13 protein-coding genes are annotated in these 17,997 nt (G+C 69.8%); 4 read left to right on the forward strand and 9 right to left on the reverse strand.

What is annotated here, in order from left to right; genetic code table 11:
* The first annotated feature begins 13 nt into the window (after window positions 1-13).
* Complete coding sequence (locus tag LAJ19_RS10100; protein ID WP_225475634.1) at window positions 14-1,015, forward strand: MBL fold metallo-hydrolase; 1,002 nt, start codon at window positions 14-16, stop codon at window positions 1,013-1,015.
* 64 nt (window positions 1,016-1,079) lie between these two features.
* Complete coding sequence (argB, locus tag LAJ19_RS10105) at window positions 1,080-1,829, forward strand: acetylglutamate kinase (protein ID WP_225475635.1); 750 nt, start codon at window positions 1,080-1,082, stop codon at window positions 1,827-1,829.
* Window positions 1,830-1,835: 6 nt separating this feature from the next.
* Here argB and LAJ19_RS10110 read toward each other — a convergent pair whose 3' ends face one another.
* The 4 genes from LAJ19_RS10110 to LAJ19_RS10125 all read right to left on the reverse strand — a co-directional run bounded on the left by LAJ19_RS10110 (window position 1,836) and on the right by LAJ19_RS10125 (window position 4,846).
* Window positions 1,836-2,393 carry a GNAT family N-acetyltransferase gene (locus LAJ19_RS10110; RefSeq protein WP_225475636.1) on the reverse strand — a complete coding sequence of 186 codons (558 nt, stop codon included), beginning with the start codon at window positions 2,391-2,393 and terminating at the stop codon, window positions 1,836-1,838.
* A 21-nt stretch (window positions 2,394-2,414) separates the two neighbouring features.
* Window positions 2,415-2,744 (reverse strand): hypothetical protein, encoded by a 330-nt coding sequence (locus LAJ19_RS10115; protein ID WP_225475637.1) that lies wholly within the window; start codon window positions 2,742-2,744, stop codon window positions 2,415-2,417.
* A 78-nt stretch (window positions 2,745-2,822) separates the two neighbouring features.
* Complete coding sequence (gene mltG, locus LAJ19_RS10120; RefSeq protein ID WP_225475638.1) at window positions 2,823-3,854, reverse strand: endolytic transglycosylase MltG; 1,032 nt, start codon at window positions 3,852-3,854, stop codon at window positions 2,823-2,825.
* Complete coding sequence (locus LAJ19_RS10125) at window positions 3,851-4,846, reverse strand: carbohydrate kinase family protein (RefSeq protein WP_225475639.1); 996 nt, start codon at window positions 4,844-4,846, stop codon at window positions 3,851-3,853. Before LAJ19_RS10125 ends, mltG begins: the two co-directional genes overlap by 4 nt.
* Window positions 4,847-5,084: 238 nt before the next feature.
* Here LAJ19_RS10125 and LAJ19_RS10130 point away from each other — a divergent pair, with 238 nt between their 5' ends.
* Window positions 5,085-6,338, forward strand: coding sequence for a sensor histidine kinase (locus LAJ19_RS10130; RefSeq protein ID WP_225475640.1), 1,254 nt, complete (start codon window positions 5,085-5,087; stop codon window positions 6,336-6,338).
* Window positions 6,339-6,395: 57 nt separating this feature from the next.
* Window positions 6,396-8,450 (forward strand): cation:proton antiporter, encoded by a 2,055-nt coding sequence (locus LAJ19_RS10135; RefSeq protein WP_225475641.1) that lies wholly within the window; start codon window positions 6,396-6,398, stop codon window positions 8,448-8,450.
* A gap of 32 nt (window positions 8,451-8,482) precedes the next feature.
* Here LAJ19_RS10135 and LAJ19_RS10140 read toward each other — a convergent pair whose 3' ends face one another.
* From LAJ19_RS10140 to LAJ19_RS10160, 5 genes are all read right to left on the reverse strand, one after another.
* A complete protein-coding gene (locus tag LAJ19_RS10140; protein ID WP_225475642.1) occupies window positions 8,483-9,124 on the reverse strand; it encodes a hypothetical protein in 642 nt (213 codons plus the stop codon).
* The gene (gene gatB / locus LAJ19_RS10145) at window positions 9,121-10,548 is read right to left on the reverse strand and encodes an Asp-tRNA(Asn)/Glu-tRNA(Gln) amidotransferase subunit GatB (RefSeq protein WP_225475643.1); all 1,428 of its coding nucleotides are present in this window, start codon (window positions 10,546-10,548) and stop codon (window positions 9,121-9,123) included. Before gatB ends, LAJ19_RS10140 begins: the two co-directional genes overlap by 4 nt.
* A gap of 89 nt (window positions 10,549-10,637) precedes the next feature.
* On the reverse strand, window positions 10,638-12,242 hold the full coding sequence (locus tag LAJ19_RS10150) for a sensor histidine kinase (protein WP_225475644.1): 1,605 nt from the start codon (window positions 12,240-12,242) through the stop codon (window positions 10,638-10,640).
* Window positions 12,242-13,078, reverse strand: a complete 837-nt coding sequence (locus tag LAJ19_RS10155) for a CheR family methyltransferase (RefSeq protein ID WP_225475645.1) — start codon at window positions 13,076-13,078, stop codon at window positions 12,242-12,244. The genes LAJ19_RS10150 and LAJ19_RS10155 overlap by 1 nt, the downstream gene beginning before the upstream one ends.
* A complete protein-coding gene (locus tag LAJ19_RS10160) occupies window positions 13,075-17,952 on the reverse strand; it encodes a response regulator (protein WP_225475646.1) in 4,878 nt (1,625 codons plus the stop codon). Before LAJ19_RS10160 ends, LAJ19_RS10155 begins: the two co-directional genes overlap by 4 nt.
* Between the last annotated feature and the right edge of the window lie 45 nt (window positions 17,953-17,997).

Raw genomic sequence — 17,997 nt, forward strand, 5'->3', positions numbered from 1 at the left:
CGGAGGTTCCCGCATGACCCAGCCCGACCCGAAAACCCCTTCCCCCCGCCTGCCCCGCCGTGACGCCCTGCGACTGCTCGGCGCAGCCGGTGCGGTTGCCGCTGCAGCCCCCCTGGCCCGCGCGCAGACGGCGCCCGCCACACCGCCCCCCGCTGCCCCGGCCCAGGGCACCCCGGCCGCGCCTCTGAACGGCAACGGCTTTTACCGTCAGAAGATCGGGGACATGACGGTCATGGTCGTCAGTGACGGCACCTCGCCCCTGGCGGCGCTGCTGCCCACCTGGGGGGCCAACCCGGACCGCCAGGCGGAATTCGCCGCGACCCTCGCGGAGTACAGCGTGCCGGCCACGAACACCGTGAACCACTTCAACCCGGTCCTGATCGAAACGGGCGGCCGGCGGGTCCTGATCGATACCGGCCGCGGCGGCGCGGCGGGACAGCTGCTTGCCAACCTGCGCCGCGCCGGCGTGGAGCCCGACACCATCAGCGTGGTGTTCATCACGCACGGGCACGGGGACCACATCGGCGGGCTCACCACGAACGGGCGCCCCACCTTCGCCAACGCACAGCACGTGATGGGCGAAGCAGAGTTCAATTTCTGGGCGTCGCAGGCCAACCCGAACGACGCCGTGAAGAACAACCTGATCGCCCTGAAAGACCGGTTCAGGCTTCTTCAGCCGGGCCAGGAAATCGTGCCGGGCCTCACGGCGGTCAGCACGCCCGGCCATACCCTCAACCACCTGAGTGTCCTGGCCCAGAGCGGCGGGCAGGACCTGATGGTGCTGGGCGACGCCGGCGGGCACTTCCTGCTGTCCCTGAAGCACGAGGGCGCGTACGTCAGCTTCGATGCGGACAGCGGCCTGGCGGCCCGTACGCGCCAGGAGATCTTCAACCGGATCGTCACAGGCCGGATGTGGGTCACCGGGTACCACTTCCCGTTCCCGGCCCTGGGCCACCTGCGCCGCCTGGGGAGCACCTCGTACGAGTTCGAACCCACCGTCTGGACCTGGAGCTGACGCACCCACCAGCCGCGCGCCGCACCCCGACCCGGGCGGCGCGCGGCTGCTCTACACTCCGGACGTGATCGTCAAGTACGGCGGGAATGCCATGAAGAGCCTGGAGCTGCGGCGCGCCGTAGCCGTGGAAATCGCCGCGCTGCGCGCCGAGCACGCCGTGGTGGTGGTGCACGGCGGCGGGCCGGTGATTGAACGCGAGCTGGCCGCGCGCGGCATTCCCAGCGAGTTCCGCGCGGGCCTGCGCGTCACCACGCCCGAAGCGATGGACGTGGTGGAAATGGCGCTGTGCCAGCTGAACAAGCAGCTCAGCCAGGACGTGGGAAACGCGGTGGGGCTGATGGGCCGCGACTCCGGGCTGCTGCGCGCCGAGGTGCTTGACGAGACGCTCGGGCGCGTGGGCCGCGTCACGGCTGTGAACGCCGATCTGCTGCGCACCCTCCTCGGCGCCGGCGTCACCCCCGTGGTGGGCTGCGTCGCCGTGGGCCCGGACGGGCACGCCCTGAACGTGAACGCCGACACGGCCGCCGGGGCCGTCGCGGGCGCCCTGCAGGACGGCATCGTCTTTCTCACGGACGTGGACGGCGTGTACCGCGCCTACCCGGACCCCGCGAGCCGCGCCGGGCAGCTCACGCGCGCCGAGGTGGAGGGCGGCATTCAGGCCGGCTGGATTGCCGGCGGCATGATTCCCAAGGTCCGCGCGGCACTCGACGCCCTGGCGCGCGGCGCGACGTTCGCCGTGATTGCCAGCGGCATGCAGGCCGGGATCCTGGGCGCTGCGGCGCGCGGCGAGGCCGGGACCCGCATCGTGCCCTGAAGGGGCCTACTGCACCCGGCTGAACACCAGCGTGTCCCGCAGGTCCTGACCGTCCGGCGTCACGTCATCGTTCACCAGCCGCGCGTCGAGCGCATAGCCCAGCGCGGCCGGAATGCGGGCGCTGCGGGCGTTGAGGGGATCGCAGCGGATTTCCACGCGGCGGAACCCCAGCCGGTCCAGGGCCAGGCTGGTGAGGGCCTGCGCGGCCTCGCGCGCGTAGCCCTGACCGGCATGCTCACTCACAATCCAGTACCCGATCTCCCCTTTCGGCACGCGCCAGTTCAGGGCGTGGTAGCCCGTGCTGCCCAGAAGTTCAGTCGCCTCGGCATTCCACACGTGGTAACGCAGGGTCTCACGCTGGTCGAATTTCTCCGCGGCGCCGCGCAGGTTCTCACGGGCGGCGTCCTCGGTCATGGGCGCCTGCGCCCAGTGCATCCACGCCTGCAGTTCCGGCAGGGACGCGTTCACGGCGCGGGCCAGCGCCGCAGCGTCGGCCGGGTCCGGGCGGCGCAGGCGCAACCTGGAGGTGAGCAGTTCGGCCGGCACGTCCGGAAGGGCAGTCATGCGCGCCAGTCTACGCGGCGCTCAGAAGTGCGTGCGGAACACGCCGGCGCGCGGCGCGGGGCGCCGCTCCGGGTGGCGTCGGCGCAGATCCAGGTACACCAGGCGCAGCAGCTGCCAGCGTTTCAGGCCCGGTTTCTGCCGCTGTTTGGCCAGAACGTGACGTTCAAGCGCCGCACGGTTTCCCTGCACGACGGCCAGCACACGGGCCTCCCAGTACACGTCCTGCGCCGCGTCATGCCGCCCTGGTCCCTTGGGAATCCCGGAATACCGTCCGCCGTCATTCAGGGCGCTGCGCAAAAGGGAGATCGCAGCGGCCACGAGCAGCCCCACCAGCAGGAGTGTCACGATCACCCTTCTACTGTACGGCGGTCAGCAGGGAGCGCGCGGCGAAGTTTGTCACGCCGCGTGCCCTGCTGACCGGCCGCACTCCTATCGGTAGCGGGCGATGTCGCGGTTGTGCTCCGCGTACGTATGGTTCACGTAGATGCGGCCGTTGAGGCCGTGCAGGAAGTACAGGGCGTCACGCCCGTCCGGCAGTTTCGCCTGCGGGCGCACCACGGCCAGGAGCGCGGCCTGCCCGGGGTTGTTGATCGGCCCGGCCGGCAGACCCTGGCGGGTATAGGTGGAGTACGGCGTGTCGCGCCTAAAGTCACCGGCGCTGCGGTCGAGTTCCGGCAGGTCCTTGCCCAGCCCATAGGCGACGGTGGGGTCGCTGCCCAGCGCGATCCCGTCCCGCAGGCGGTTCAGGAACACCCCGGCAATGATCGGCATTTCCTGGTCGTTGGCCGCTTCGGCCTGGACCATGCTGGCCAGGATCACCCAGTCGCGGACGCTCAGGCCCAGCGCCTGCGCGCGCGCCAGGTTGCCCGGCGTGAATTCCGCCTTCATGCGGTCCAGCATGGTCTGCACGATTGTGCGGGGCGTCTCCTGCGGCCGGAACTCGTAGCGGGCCGGGAACAGGAAGCCCTCCAGGTCCGGCTGCCTGCCTGCCGCGTACGGGCTGAGACTTGCGTCGTTCAGCACGCGCTTCAGGGCCGCACCGTCAAAGCCGGCCTTCTGGAAGATGGCCGGCAGGTCCTTCACGCGCCGCCCTTCGGGAATGGTGACACTCACCGTGGGAATGCGGGCCGGACCGGCGAGTTTCGCGGCGACCTGCTCGGTGGACATCTCGCCGCTCAGGTCGTACAGCCCTTCTTTCAGACTGCCGGCCGTGCCATTACGCCGCATGACGAACCGCAGGACATCGGCGTTCTTCACGATGCCGCGCGCTTGAAGCGTGCCGGCCACGCGCACGAGGGTGTCGCCCGGCTTGACCTCCAGGGTGTAGGGTGCGCCGCCCGCCGGGCCCAGCAGGCTGCGCACGTACAGGGCGCCGCCCGCGGCGAGCACCACGAGCAGCAGCGTAACCCCCAGCAGCGCCCACAGGCAGCCGCCCGGCCCGCCGCGCCGTCCGCGGGTCACGCGCCACCGCCGCGGGCCGCCAGATCCCGGGGAAGTTCCTGCGCGGCGTGCGCGCGCAGGCGGCCGAGCAGGTCGTCATCGGTGGGCGGCCGGGCCCCGAAGCGCGCCACGACCCAGCCGCCCACCTGCACGGCCAGGCGCGCGGCGCGCAGGGCGTCCCCGTGCGCCAGCCAGTCCGCGAGGAAGGCGCCTCCAAAGGCGTCCCCGGCGCCCGTGGCGTCCACGGCGCGGTCAGGCGTGGCCGGCACCTGCACGCGTGCCTGCGCGGGACCCTCGATCAGGACGCCGTCCTCGTCGAGTTTCATCACGATCAATGCGTCCGGGAAGCGCTCCCGGAACCAGGTCATGGCGTCGTGGCGGTCCGGGCGGCCACTCATGGCACGCGCCTCGTCGTCATTCGGAAACAGCACGTCGAACGGCACCTGGTCAAGCACCCGCAGGAACGACTCGCGGCCCATGCCCTGAATCATCTGGAAACTGCCGGGGTCCAGGCTCAGGGTGGCGCCGCCCGAGCGGGCCAGCCGGGCCGCTTCGAGCGCCGCGGCGCGCGGCGGGTCGCGGAACAGGCTCCAGGCGGTCAGGTGCAGGTGTCCGGCGCCGCGCAGCACGTCGCGGGGCAGTTCGTCCGGCAGGAGTTCCCAGTCGGCGCCCTGGCCGGTCAGCATGGCCCGCTGACCGCGCCGGTCAATCAGGCCCAGGATCACGCCGGTGGGGTGCTCGTGGCTTTCGATCACGTCGGCGGCGACGTCCTCGGCGAGCAGTTCCGCCACGGCCAGCTTCCCGAAACGGTCGTGGCCGATCTTGCCCACGAAGCGCACGGCTGCGCCGGCCGGTGACGCGCGGCGGGCCCAGACGGCCAGGTTGGCGGCGCTGCCGCCGCCGGACAGTTCAATGCGGCCGGTGCTGTCCCCGCCGGGCAGCAGCAGCGTGTCGGGTTTCGCCAGCACGTCCCAGGTCAGGTCCCCCAGCGAAACAAGAGGTCGTTCAATCATGGTCGCCCGGCAGCATACCGTCTGCCCGGACCTGTGCGGGCCCGCCTGCCCCGGCGCGGCCCTTGAGGGGCGCCCGCGGAAATCGCTAGCATGCGCAGCGTGTTTTCCGGTCTGGTCTGCCCTCCGCCACCCGGCCGCGCGCCGGGACGGCAGGCGGCCGGGGGAGGTCCACGTTCTTCGTCCGTTGTGGCCGCGCCGCCCGCTTCAGGATGGGCCGCGGCCTGCGGCGCCCCGTAACGTGCCGCACCGTCACGGGTCCCACACGCCCCTGTGGGATCTGTCCCGCCAGAGCCGCAGCAATGTCCTGACGGCGCTGCTGCCCATGCTGCTCTCAGGCACGCTGATTGTTCTGGCGTTCCTGCCGGCGCACCGGACGCTCAGCCGGCCCGGCAGCGCCTGGGACACCCGCGCCTACCAGGAGCTGGTCGCGGACCTCGCGCAGTACGCGCAGCTGCAGGCCAGCGTGCCCGGGAGCGCCCCAGCGCGCGTGCAGGCGCGGAAACGACTGCTGGCCCGCCTGCAGGGCAGTCCTGAGCGGCTGGCGCTGGAGTTCGCGCAGCTGGGCGAGCAGGAGCAGGAGGCGGGAGTGCACCTGCGGGACATCGCCCCGCTGCTGCGCCGGGACACCCTGCAGGGCACCAGTGAGGCGCTGGGGATCGCGGCGCACCTGAACACCGTGGCGAATAAACGCCTGAACAAGCTGCGGGCGACGCTGCAGGAGCGCCTGGCGTTCATGGAGAGCACCATGCTGCTTGCGGGCCTGCTGACCGGGCTGCTGGGCAGCACCCTGATTCTGCGGGCGCTGTCGCAGGCGGGGTACGAGCGGCACACCCGCGAACAGCACGAAACGCAGCAGCGTGAGGCGCTCGGCATGGCCGCGCACGAGCTGCGCCGGCCCATGCAGGCGCTGCTGCTCGCCACGGACGCCCTGCGGCACACCGACAACCTGCGCGCCCGGGAGAAACTGCTGCGCAGCATTGAGGATCACGCCGCGCAGCTCGCCGCCCGCACGGAACTGGAGCGCCTGGACGCCATGTACGTGCGCGTGACGAGCGTACCGGCCCCCACGGACCTGTCGGCGCTGGTGGCGCGCGCCGAGAGCCTGCGCGTGCGGGTGCGCCGCCCGCCGCACCCGCTGCTGTGGACGGTGGACACCTGCCAGATTCAGCAGGTGCTGGAAAACCTCGTGGAAAACGCCCTGAAGTACAGCGACGGGCCCGTGACGGTCACGCTGGACCCGCCCACGGCCGCGCGCGGCCCGGTGGTGCGCGTCACGGACAGCGGCCCGGGCCTGCACCCCAGTCTGTACGAGCAGGCCTTCCAGGTGGGCACGCGTCATCACGCGGGCAACGGGGAGGGCCTGGGGCTGCCGCTGGCGCGCCGCCTGGCCCGGGCCAATCACGCGGAGATCACGCTGCATGACGCCCCGGGCGGCGGCCTGGACGTGCGCCTCACCTTCCAGGCGCAGCCCGCACGCCACAGCGGTACCTGAGTGGTGTGGCCTGCACCGGCCGGGCCGTTGGGCGGCAGGGGGCTGTCATGCTGAGTCATGCTTCGGTGGACGGGGAGAGTCTGGGAACTGGTGCCGCTGGCCGGAACGCTGCTGGTGTCTCTGGCAGGCGCAGAAGGCGCGGCGGCGCACAGCGGCCCGCCGGCGTTCCTGCTGCAGCTCACGGCGCTGCTGGCCGTGTCGGCGCTGGCGGCGTATGCGTCGTTCCGGCTGCGGCTGCTGCCCATCATCGGGTTCCTGCTGGCGGGCGTGCTGGTGGGCCCAGGGGCGCTGGGCCTGATTCGCGATCCGGCGCTGATTTCCGCGGCGTCCGAGGTGGGCGTGATGCTGCTGCTGTTCACCATCGGCATCGAGTTCAGCCTGGAGCGCCTGGCGCGCATTGCGCGGCTGATCTTCCTGGGGGGCGGCCTGCAGGTGGGCCTGACGATCCTGGCGGCCGCCGGGGCGCTGCTGCTGCTGGGCGTGCGCGCGCCGGACGCGGTGTTCACCGGGTGCCTGATCGCGCTGTCGAGCACCGCCATCGTCATGAAACTGCTCGGCGAGCGCGGCGAAACGAACACCCGGACAGGGCAGGTGAGTCTGGGGATCCTGATTTTTCAGGATCTGGCAGTGGTGCTGATGGTGCTGCTCGTGCCCATGCTGGCCGGGCAGGGGGGCGGCGTGGCGGGGGTCGCGCTGGCGCTGGGCAAGGCGGCGGGCATCATCGCGGTGGTGCTGCTCGCGGCGCGGCGCCTGGTCCCGCCGCTGATGGAGGTGGTGGCCCGCACGTGCAGCACGGAGATCTTCCTGCTGGCGGTGGTGGCGCTGTGTTTCGGCACGGCCAGCCTGACGGCGCTCGCCGGCGTGAGCCTGGCGCTGGGTGCGTTCCTGGCGGGGCTGCTGGTCAGTGAAAGCCGCTACGGGGCGCAGGCCCTGGGCGAGATTCTGCCGCTGCAGATTCTGTTCAGCGCCGCGTTTTTCCTGTCGGTGGGACTGCAGCTGAACCTGGGGTTCCTGGTGGGGAACCTGGGCCTGGTGCTGGGCGCCGCGGCGCTGATTGCGCTGCTGAAGGTGCTGGTTACGGGGCTGAGCGTGCGCCTGCTGGGCGAGGACTGGCGTGCGGCGCTCCCAGTGGCGCTCCTGACCGGGCAGGTCGGCGAGTTCTCGTTTGTGCTGGCCGCGACCGGCACGGCGCTGGGCCTGAGTTTCGCGGGCCTGGGTGAGCGCGGCACCGGGGTGTTCATCGCAGCGACCGTGCTGCTGATGGCGTTCACGCCGGCCCTGGCGGGCCTGGCTGGGCCGCTGCTGCGCCGCCTGCCCGCCCCGGCCGGGGAAGCGGTCACGCCGGACGCCGGTGCAGAGGGCAGCGGGCACAGCCTGCCGGTGGCGGGGCGCGTGGTGTTCCTGGGCTACGGGCCGCACGCGCGCCTCTCGGCCCGCGCCCTGAGCCGCGCAGGCCTGCCGTACGCGGTGGTGACGCGCAGCCCCGATGGCGCCAGCGAACTGCAGGGCCGGGGGGTGCCGGTCCTGATCGCGGATTACACGCGCGCGGGCCTGCTGCGGGACCTGGACATCGGCGCGGCGCGGGCGGTCGTGGTGGCCGATGACGACACGGAAATGACCGAGCGCAGCGTGAGTGTCCTGCGGACCGTCGCGCCGGACGTCACGGTGATCACGCAGGCCAGCACCCGCGAGGGCTTCACGGGCCTGCAGGCGCTGGGCGCGCAGCACGTTCTGACGGCCCGGCGTGAAGTGGCGGCCGGCATCCTGGACCTGCTGACCCCGCCGGAGGTCACGCGCGCCGAACTGGCCCGGCACCTCGCGGAGCAGCCGCCCGTGACCCTCAGCGCGGCGCAGCGGGCCCAGTGCGGTCACGCCGAGCACAGTGCCGGGCCGGTCACGCCCGAGGCGGACGTGTGCCTGGAGTGCGTGGCGCAGGGCGACACCTGGGTGCACCTGCGGGTGTGCATGACCTGCGGGCACGTGGGCTGCTGTGACTCCAGCCGCAACCGGCACGCCACGCGGCACGCGCAGGCACAGGCGCACCCGGTGATCCGCAGCGCCGAACCGGGGGAAACCTGGGCGTACTGCTACGAGCACCACTGGACCGCCTGACCCGCAGGCGGCGCGGTCCTTACACGCCGGCCCTACACGCCAGGGGTGGTCTGCACGGCCTTCAGGGCCAGGAGGGTGGCGGTGACGTCCAGCAGGGCGTGCGCACCGTACACGATCAGGTCGGTGAGGGCCGGTGAGCCGCTCAGCCCGGCGACCGGCACCACGTTGACCACGCCGATGGCGAGGCTCAGTGCGGCGGCCACGTTCAGCCAGGAGCGCAGCTGCGCGCGCCCCAGCTGATCCAGCGGATTGGGCGCCACGCGGGCCAGGGTGCCGTACACGGCGTTCTTGCTGAGAATGAACGCCAGTTCCACCGTGATCAGCGCCGTGACGGCCACCGGGTTGGCGTCCAGCGGCGCGGAGGTGACAAGCAGGAGCGTCAGGGCCCACAGCGCCAGGCGCAGGGAGGTCAGCCACGGGAACAGGCCGCGGAGGGAACGCAGTACGCCGTCGTCGACCGGGGTGGCGTCGGGGCGCGTGTAGCGGGTGAACACCTGGGTCCACCAGACCAGCACCACGCCGGCCAGCAGGGTGCGTCCGGCCCGCAGGGCGTCCAGGGCGTCGGCCGGCCACGCGCGCCACAGGCTGTACGCACACAGCGCGAACGTGGCGGCCACCAGGACCCACAGGGCCGTGAGGGCCAGGGCGCGCCAGCGGCCGTGCGGCACGGTCACAGGCCCAGCTTCGCGTGCAGGCGCTCGCGCACCACCTCGGGTTTGGCCTTGCCGCCCGTGGCTTTCATGACCGGCCCGAACAGGGCGTTCATGGCCTTGGTGTTTCCGGCCCGCACCTTCTCAACCGTGGCGGGGTCGGCGGCCAGGGCGGCGTCGATGGCGGCGTCAATGGCGGCCGTGTCAGTCACGACGCTCAGGCCGCGTTCCTGCACCAGCGCGGCCGGGTCGTGGCCGGCCACGACGTCCGGCAGGAGATCCTTGGCGATCTTGCCGCTGATGGTGCCCGCGTCGATCAGGTTCACCAACGCGGCCAGGTGCGCGGGCTGCAGCGCAGCGTCACTGAGGGCCATCTCCTGCGCGGCCAGCAGGCCAGACACGTCGCCGAGCAGCCAGTTGGCGAGTTTCTGCGCGTCGGCGCCTGCGCGCAGCGCCTCGTCGTAGAAGCGGGACAGCGGCACGCTGAGGCTCAGGGTCTGCGCGTCGCTGTCCCTGACGCCCGCCGCGAGGTACCGGGCGCGTTTGTGTTCCGGCAGTTCAGGCATGCGCGCCCGGACCCGCTCGATCCAGTCGGGCGTGATGTCCAGCGGCGGCAGGTCCGGCTCGGGAAAGTAGCGGTAGTCGGCCTCGCCTTCCTTGGTGCGCATCAGGAAGGTTTTCTGCCCTCCCTCATCCCAGCCGAGCGTGTCCTGCGTGATGCGCCCGCCGGCGTCCAGGATGCGGGCCTGCCGGGCCGTTTCGAATTCGATGGCGCGCGCCACACTCCGGAACGAGTTGAGGTTCTTCACCTCGCACTTGGTGCCCCACGGCTCGCCCGGTCTGTGCAGACTGAGGTTCACGTCGCAGCGCATCTTGCCTTCCTCCGGTGTGGCGTCCGAAACTCCGAGCGCCTGCGCGATAGCCTGCACGGCCTCCAGGAACGCGCGGGCCTGCTCGGCAGTCGTGATGTCGGCTTCCGTGACCATCTCCAGCAGGGATGACCCGGCGCGGTTGAGGTCCAGCATGGAGTACGGCGCGTACGTGGGGTGTGTGAGCTTTCCCGCGTCGTCCTCCAGGTGCGCGCGCTTGATGCGGATGCGCCGCGTCTCGCCGCCCTCCAGGGTCACGTCCAGGAACCCGTCGCGGGCGATGGGCCGGTCGTACTGTGACAGCTGAAAGTTCTTCGGGGCGTCCGGGTAGAAGTAGTTCTTGCGGTGAAACTGCGTGAAGCCCGACACGTCGCAGTTCAGTCCCAGGCCGAACATCATGGCCAGTTCCACCGCCTCGCGGTTCAGGGTGGGCAGCGTGCCGGGCAGGCCCAGGGTGAACGGGTCCGTGAACGTGTTCGGTTCCGCCCCGTGGTAGTCCTGCGGGCACGCGCTGAAGATCTTGCTGCGGGTCTTCAGCTGCAGGTGAACTTCCAGACCAATAACCGCCTGATACGCCATACCCTGCAGGATACCGCCGGCACCTCCGGCGCGCGGGGGCGCCCCCTAGGACGGGCCAGCACGCCCCTGGAGGGCCGGGCCGGGCCGGTTCAGGGGTGCGGCACCCTGTGGGCGCTGTCCGCTTCGGTCTCGGTGGGCACGTGCGGCAGGCTGAAACTGAAGGTCGCGCCGCGGCCCTCCTCGCCCTGCGCCCACACGTGCCCGCCGTGGCGGTTCACGATGCGTTTCACGATCGCCAGGCCCACGCCGTACCCTTCGACGGTGGTGTGCAGCCGCTGGAACACCGTGAACAGGCGGTGCCCGTAGGCCATGTTGAAGCCCACGCCGTTGTCGCGGACGTGCACCACGTGCTCGTCTGCGAGCAGTTCACTCCAGATCTCCACCTGCGCGGGGCGTTCGGGGTCGCTGTACTTCACGGCGTTCGTCAGGAGGTTCGTGAGCACCTGCCGGACGCCCAGCAGGTCGCCCTGCACGGTGTGCAGTTCCCCGAGCGTCCACGTGACCTGCTGGGCGCCGGGTTCGCGCCTGAGTTCGCCGATGATCTCGGTCACGAGGTTCCCAAGCTCGAGCGGCTGCCGGGTCATCTCCTGCCGGCCGGTCTTCGCGAAGTCCAGCAGGCCGTTGATGAGCGCCTCCATGCGCACGGCCCCCTCCTGAATGATCCGCAGGTACCGCTGGGCGTTGTGCGAGAGCTGATCGTGGCTGGTGCGTTCCAGCAGGTCCGCGAAGCTGGCGATGTGCCGCAGCGGCGTGCGCAGGTCGTGCGAGATGGAGTACGCGTACGCTTCGAGTTCGCTGTTCACGTCCTCCAGGGCCGCCGTGCGGTCACGCACGCGCTCTTCCAGGGAGGCGTTCAGGGCGTGCAGTTCAGCTTCCATCCGTTTGCGGTACGTGACGTCCTGGCTGGTCGCCACGAAGTGCGTGATGTGCCCGGCGGCGTTGCGGATGGGCGTGATGGTCTTGTTCTCGTGGTATTCCTCGCCGTTCTTGCGGCGGCTGGTGAGTTCGGCGCGGTACACCTGCCCGCCCAGCAGGGTGCGCCACATCCCCTGCTGCTCCCCGGCGGACTGCAGGCCGTCGTGCAGGAAGTCCGGGGTGCGGCCCAGTGTCTCGGCGGCGCTGTACCCGGTCACGGCCTCGAAGGCGCCGTTCACGTACTCGATAATGCCGTCCCGGTCGGTGATCATGACAGGATCAGCAGACTGCGCGATGGCGCTGGAGAGTTTCAGCAGTTCGTGCTGGGCCTGCTGGTTCTCGAGTTCCCGGACGCGCCGCTCCTGGGCCTGCACGGTCAGGGTTTTGAGGTGCAGGTCCACGAACACGCTGACCTTGGCGCGCAGCACCTCGGCCTGCACGGGTGAGTAGATGAAATCCACGGCGCCGAGCGTGTAGCCGCTGAGCATGTCCGCCTCGGCGCGGTCGTGCGCGGTCACGAAAATGATGGGGGTGCTTTCGGTCTGCTGGCGGCTGCGAATCAGGCGGGCGGTCTCGAAGCCGTCCATGTCGGGCATGCGGACGTCGAGCAGAATCACCGCGAACTCGCTGGTCAGCAGGTGCCGCAGGGCCTCCCGGCCCGAGGCGGCCTGAACCACGTCCTGCTCCAGGGCGTCGAGCGCGGCGGTGAGGGCCAGGCGTTTGGCCGGCTGGTCATCAACCACCAGAATGCGCGCGCGCGGGAGGATCAGCGCGTCCATCAGCCGACCCGCCGGTAGAGCTTCTCGGTGAGGTTCAGGCACTCGAAGCGGGGGGCGTGCACGCTGAAGTCCATGGTCTCGTGCCGGCCCAGCGCCAGAATCCCGAATGGGGTGAGGCTGTCGTGCAGCAGCGCCTTGACGTGGTCCTGCAGGGGCCGCGTGAAGTAGATCAGGACGTTACGGCACAGAATCAGGTGAAATTCGTTGAACGAGCTGTCCGTGGCGAGGTTATGCTGCCCCCAGATGATCGGCTGGCGCAGGTCCGCGCGGACGAGCGCGTGATCGTACTGCCACGTGAAGTACCGCCGGAAATCGGCCTGCCCGCCGGCATCCTGGTAGGCGGCCTCGTAGGCGTTCATCTTCGCGGCCGGGTAGATGCCCTGGCGGGCCACGCCCAGCGCGGGGGCGTGCATGTCCGTGGCGTACAGGCGGGTGCGCTCGAGCAGGCCCGCCTCGCTGAGCAGGATGGCCAGCGAATACACCTCCTCGCCGGTGGAGCACCCGGCGTGCCACACGCGGATGAACGGGTGCGTGCGCAGCGTGGGAATCACCTGCTCGCGCAGCGCCTGGAAGAAGGTGGGGTCGCGGAACATGCCGGTCACGTTGATGGCCAGCGTTTCACGCAGGCGCTGCATGGCGGCCGGGTCGCGCAGCACCTGTCCCTGCAGGGCGCTGATGGTGCGCAGGCCCTCGGCTGCCACGGCGTGCAGCACGCGCCGGCGGATGGTGGCGCGCGTGTACGCCCGGAAATCGTGCCCGGTGGCGCGGAACACGCCTTCAAGCAGCAGCGACAGCTCGATCTCCTCGAGCGGTTCGGCGTGAAAGGTGGGCTTCACCGGGACAGCCAGACGCGCAGCAGGGACAGCAGCTGCCCCGTATTCACGGGTTTGCTGATGTAGTCGCTGGCGCCCGCTTCAATGGACTGCTCGCGGTCGCCGGGCATGGCCTTGGCGGTCAGGGAAATGATCGGCAGGTGCCGGCGGGCGGGGTCCTTGCGGATCATGCGGGTGGTTTCGTACCCGTCGAGTTCGGGCATCATGACGTCCATCAGGACGAGGTCCACGTCGTCGTGCTGCGCCAGGGCGTCCAGGGCCTCGCGGCCGTTCTCGGCGGTGATGATCTGCATCTGGTGCCGTTCGAGCACGGCGGTCAGCGCGAAGATGTTGCGGATGTCGTCGTCGACGATCAGGATCTTCTTGCCGTGCAGTTCGGGTTCCTGCTGACGGGCGCCTTCCAGGACGCGGCGTTTGCCTTCGGGCAGGTTGGCTTCCACGCGGTGCAGGAACAGCGTCACCTCGTCGAGCAGCCGTTCGGGAGAGCGGACGTCCTTGAGGATGATGGACTTCGCGGCGCGGCGCAGCTGAAGCTCCTGGGCGCGCGTGAGGTCCTGCGCGGTGTACACGATGATCGGCACGGCGCGGTAGGCGGGCGTTTCGTGCATGGTGGTCATCAGGTCAAAGCCACTCATGTCGGGCAGGTGCAGGTCCAGCACCACGCAGTCGAAGGCCGCCCCCCGCAGCGCTTCGAGCGCGTCGGCGCCGGTCCGCACGGCCACGGTCTCCACGTCCGTGTCGCCGATCAGGTCCTCCAGTGCGGCGCGCTGCTGGTCGTCGTCCTCCACGATCAGGACGCGTTTGACCCGCCGCGCCAGGAACGCCTCGAGGTTCGTGAAGACCTCGGTGAGCTGCTCCTGATCGCCGGACTTGGTGGTGTGGTCCAGTGCGCCGAGCTTGCGGCTCACGATGGACGGCTCCTGCCCGGAGATGACGTGCACCGGGATGTGCCGGGTCTGCGGGTCGTGCTTCAGGGCGTCCAGCACCGCCCAGCCGTTCGTGTCGGGCAGTGCGAGGTCCAGGGTGATGGCGGCCGGGCGGTAGGTGTGCGCGAGATTGAGGGCCTGATCGCCGCGCGAGGCGACGATGCCCATGAAGCCGCGTTCGTGCGCGAGGTCCAGCAGCACGCCCGCGAATGTGGCGTCGTCCTCCACGATCAGCAGGGTGCGGTCGCCCGACTGGATGTTCTGCCGGTCGTCCTGCAGCAGTGGCGGCTCGGGCAGCGCAATTGGGGCGGGGGCGGCCGGTTCGGGCCGGCGCCGGAGGTCCGGGGTGCCGGAGGCGGCCGCGGCGGACGGCAGGTCCGGGGTCAGGCGTTCCGGAACAAGGCGCGTGGGGAGGAACAGCGTGAAGCGACTGCCTTTGCCGGGGGTGCTGTCCAGGGTGATCTCGCCCCCCAGAATCCGCGCCAGTTCCCGGCTGATGGCCAGGCCCAGGCCCGTTCCGCCGTACTTGCGGCTGGTGGAGCCGTCGGCCTGCTGGAACGCCTCGAAAATCAGGCGCTGCTTGTCGGCCGCGATCCCGATGCCGGTGTCGGTGACCCGGAAGGCCAGGACGCCCGGTGCGCGGTCAAGGGCCGGCTGTTCGTGACTCCACCCGCCCGTGACGGGCACGACGTCCAGGGTGACGCTGCCCTTCTCGGTGAATTTGAACGCGTTCGAAAGCAGGTTTTTCAGGATCTGAAGCAGACGGGTGTCATCGGTCAGGATGGTGCGCGGCAGGGCCGCGTCAAAGTTCAGGTGCAGCGCCACGCCCTTCTCGGCAGCGAGGTGCTCGAACGTTGCCTCGATCGCCTCGCGGATGCGGGTCAGGGGCACCTGCGTGGGATCGGCACTGACGGTACCGGACTCGATCTTGGACAGGTCGAGGATGTCGTTGATGAGGTTCAGCAGGTCGTTCCCGGCGCCGTAGATGGTCTTGGCGTACGCGCGTTGCTGCTCGGAGAGATTCCCCTGCGGGTCTTCGCGCAGCTGGTTGGCGAGCAGCAGCAGGCTGTTCAGCGGGGTGCGCAGTTCGTGGCTCATGTTGGCCAGGAATTCGCTCTTGTACTTGCTGGTCAGGGCCAGTTGCGCGGCCTTCTCCTCCAGGGCGTGCCGGGCGGCCTCCACCTCCCGGTTCTTGTCTTCCACCTCGCGGTTCTGATCGGCCAGCAGGCGCGCTTTGTCCTCGAGTTCCTCGTTCGTCTGCCGCAGTTCCTCCTGCTGGCTCTGGAGTTCCTGGGCCATGCTCTGCGACTGGCTGAGCAGCGTCTCGGTGCGCATGGTGGCCTGAATGGTGTTCAGCACGATACCGACCGATTCGGTGAACTGCTCCAGGAAGCTCAGGGAGGTGGCGCTGAACGGCTCGAAGGACGCCAGTTCGATCACGGCCTTGGTGTGGCCCTCAAACACGACCGGCAGCACCACGATGGTGTTCGGGGTGGAGGCGCCCAGGCCCGAGTTGATCTGCACGTAGTCGTCCGGCACGTGCGTCAGGACGATCATCTCCTGCTCCAGGGCCGCCTGGCCCACCAGGCCCTCGCCCAGCTGGAAGCGGTTGCTCAGGCCCTTGCGTTCACGGTAGGCGTAGCTGGCCTGCAGGCGCAGCGTGGGCGGGCTGGTGTCCTCGTCCATGGTGTAGAACACGCCGTGGCGGGCGCGGACCAGCGGCGCGAGTTCGTTCAGGATCAGGCGGCTGACGCTCAGCAGGTCCCGCTGGCCTTGCAGCATGCGCGTGAACTTGGCCAGGTTGGTCTTCAGCCAGTCCTGTTCCATGTTCTTCTCGGTGGTCTCGCGCAGATTCACGATCATCTCGTTGATGTTGTTCTTCAGCGCGTCCACCTCCCCACTGGCTTCCACGGAGATGGACCGGGTCAGGTCGCCCTTCGTCACGGCGGTTGCCACCTCGGCAATGGCGCGCACCTGCGTGGTGAGGTTCGCCGCGAGGCTGTTCACGTTGTCCGTCAGGTCCTTCCAGGTGCCGCTGGCGCCCGGCACGTTCGCCTGACCGCCGAGTTTCCCTTCGGTGCCCACCTCGCGCGCCACGGTCGTGACCTGCTGCGCGAAGGTCGCCAGGGTATCGGTCATGGAGTTGATGGTCTCGGTCAGGGCGGCGATCTCGCCGCGGGCGTTGACGTTCAGTTTCTTGTTCAGGTCCCCGCCGGCGACAGCGGTCACGACCCGGGCAATGCCGCGCACCTGGTCGGTGAGGTTGTTCGCCATGAAGTTCACGTTCTCGGTCAGGTCCTTCCAGGTGCCGCCCACCCCGGCCACCTGCGCCTGACCGCCGAGTTTCCCTTCGGTGCCCACCTCGCGCGCCACGCGGGTGACCTCACTTGCGAAGGCGTTGAGCTGGTCGACCATCGTGTTGATGGTGTTCTTCAGTTCCAGGATCTCACCTTTGACGTCCACGGTGATCTTCTTGCTCAGGTCGCCGTTCGCCACGGCCGTCGTGACGAAGGCAATGTTGCGCACCTGATCGGTGAGGTTGTTCGCCATCGAGTTCACGTTGTCGGTGAGGTCCTTCCAGGTGCCCCCGACGCCGCGCACATCCGCCTGACCGCCCAGGCGGCCCTCGGTGCCCACCTCGCGCGCCACGCGGGTGACCTCACTCGCGAAGGCGTTGAGCTGATCGACCATCGTGTTGATGGTGTTTTTCAGGTCCAGGATCTCACCGCGCGCGTCCACGGTGATCTTGCGGCTCAGGTCCCCCTTCGCCACGGCCGTCGTGACGTCCGCGATGTTGCGCACCTGTCCCGTCAGGTTGTTCGCCATCGAGTTCACGTTCTCGGTCAGGTCCTTCCAGGTGCCGCCCACCCCGGCCACCTGCGCCTGACCGCCGAGTTTCCCTTCGGTGCCCACCTCGCGCGCCACGCGCGTGACCTCACTTGCGAAGGCGTTGAGCTGGTCGACCATTGTGTTGATGGTGTTCTTCAGGTCCAGGATCTCACCGCGCGCGTCCACGGTGATCTTGCGGCTCAGGTCCCCGTTCGCCACGGCCGTCGTGACGTCCGCGATGTTGCGCACCTGTCCCGTCAGGTTGTTCGCCATCGAGTTCACGTTCTCGGTCAGGTCCTTCCAGGTGCCGCCCACCCCGGCCACCTGCGCCTGACCGCCGAGTTTTCCTTCGGTGCCCACCTCGCGCGCCACGCGGGTGACCTCACTCGCGAAGGCGTTGAGCTGGTCGACCATCGTGTTGATGGTGTTTTTCAGGTCCAGAATCTCGCCGCGCGCGTCCACGGTGATCTTGCGGCTCAGGTCCCCGTTCGCCACAGCCGTCGTGACGTCCGCGATGTTGCGCACCTGTCCCGTCAGGTTGTTCGCCATCGAGTTCACGTTCTCGGTGAGGTCGCGCCACACGCCCCCGACACCCTCCACGTTCGCCTGACCGCCGAGTTTTCCTTCGGTGCCCACCTCGCGCGCCACGCGCGTGACCTCGCTCGAGAAGGCGTTGAGCTGGCCCACCATGGTGTTCAGGGTGGTCACGATCTGCATGAACTGCCCCTGCATCGGGCGGCCATTCACCTCGGTCGCCATGGTCTGCGACAGGTCCCCGTGGGCGACGGCCGTGACCACGCGGGTCATCTCGCTGGTGGGCCACACGAGGTCGTCCACGAGGTCGTTCACGTTTTCAATCAGGGCCGCCCAGCTGCCGGTGGTGGTGCCCATCGGAATGCGCTGCTTGGTGTTCCCGTCCTTCCCGACCGTGCGCCCGACGCGGGCCACGTCCTGCGCGATCCGCTGACTTTCCTGCACGATCTCATTGAATGACTCTGCCACCCGCCCGGCCACGCCGTCCCAGGTGACCGGCAGCCGCACGTCGAAATCCCCACGCCGGTAGGCGTTCAGGGCCTGCAGGACCGCGTGAGCGTCCAGCGGTTCAGAGGGAACAGCCGTCACGGTCGGCGCTCCCGGACAACGTCATGAAGTGAAGGCATGCGCGCA

Origin of the sequence: Deinococcus taeanensis (genome assembly GCF_020229735.1) — a bacterium.
GTDB classification, from domain to species: domain Bacteria; phylum Deinococcota; class Deinococci; order Deinococcales; family Deinococcaceae; genus Deinococcus; species Deinococcus taeanensis.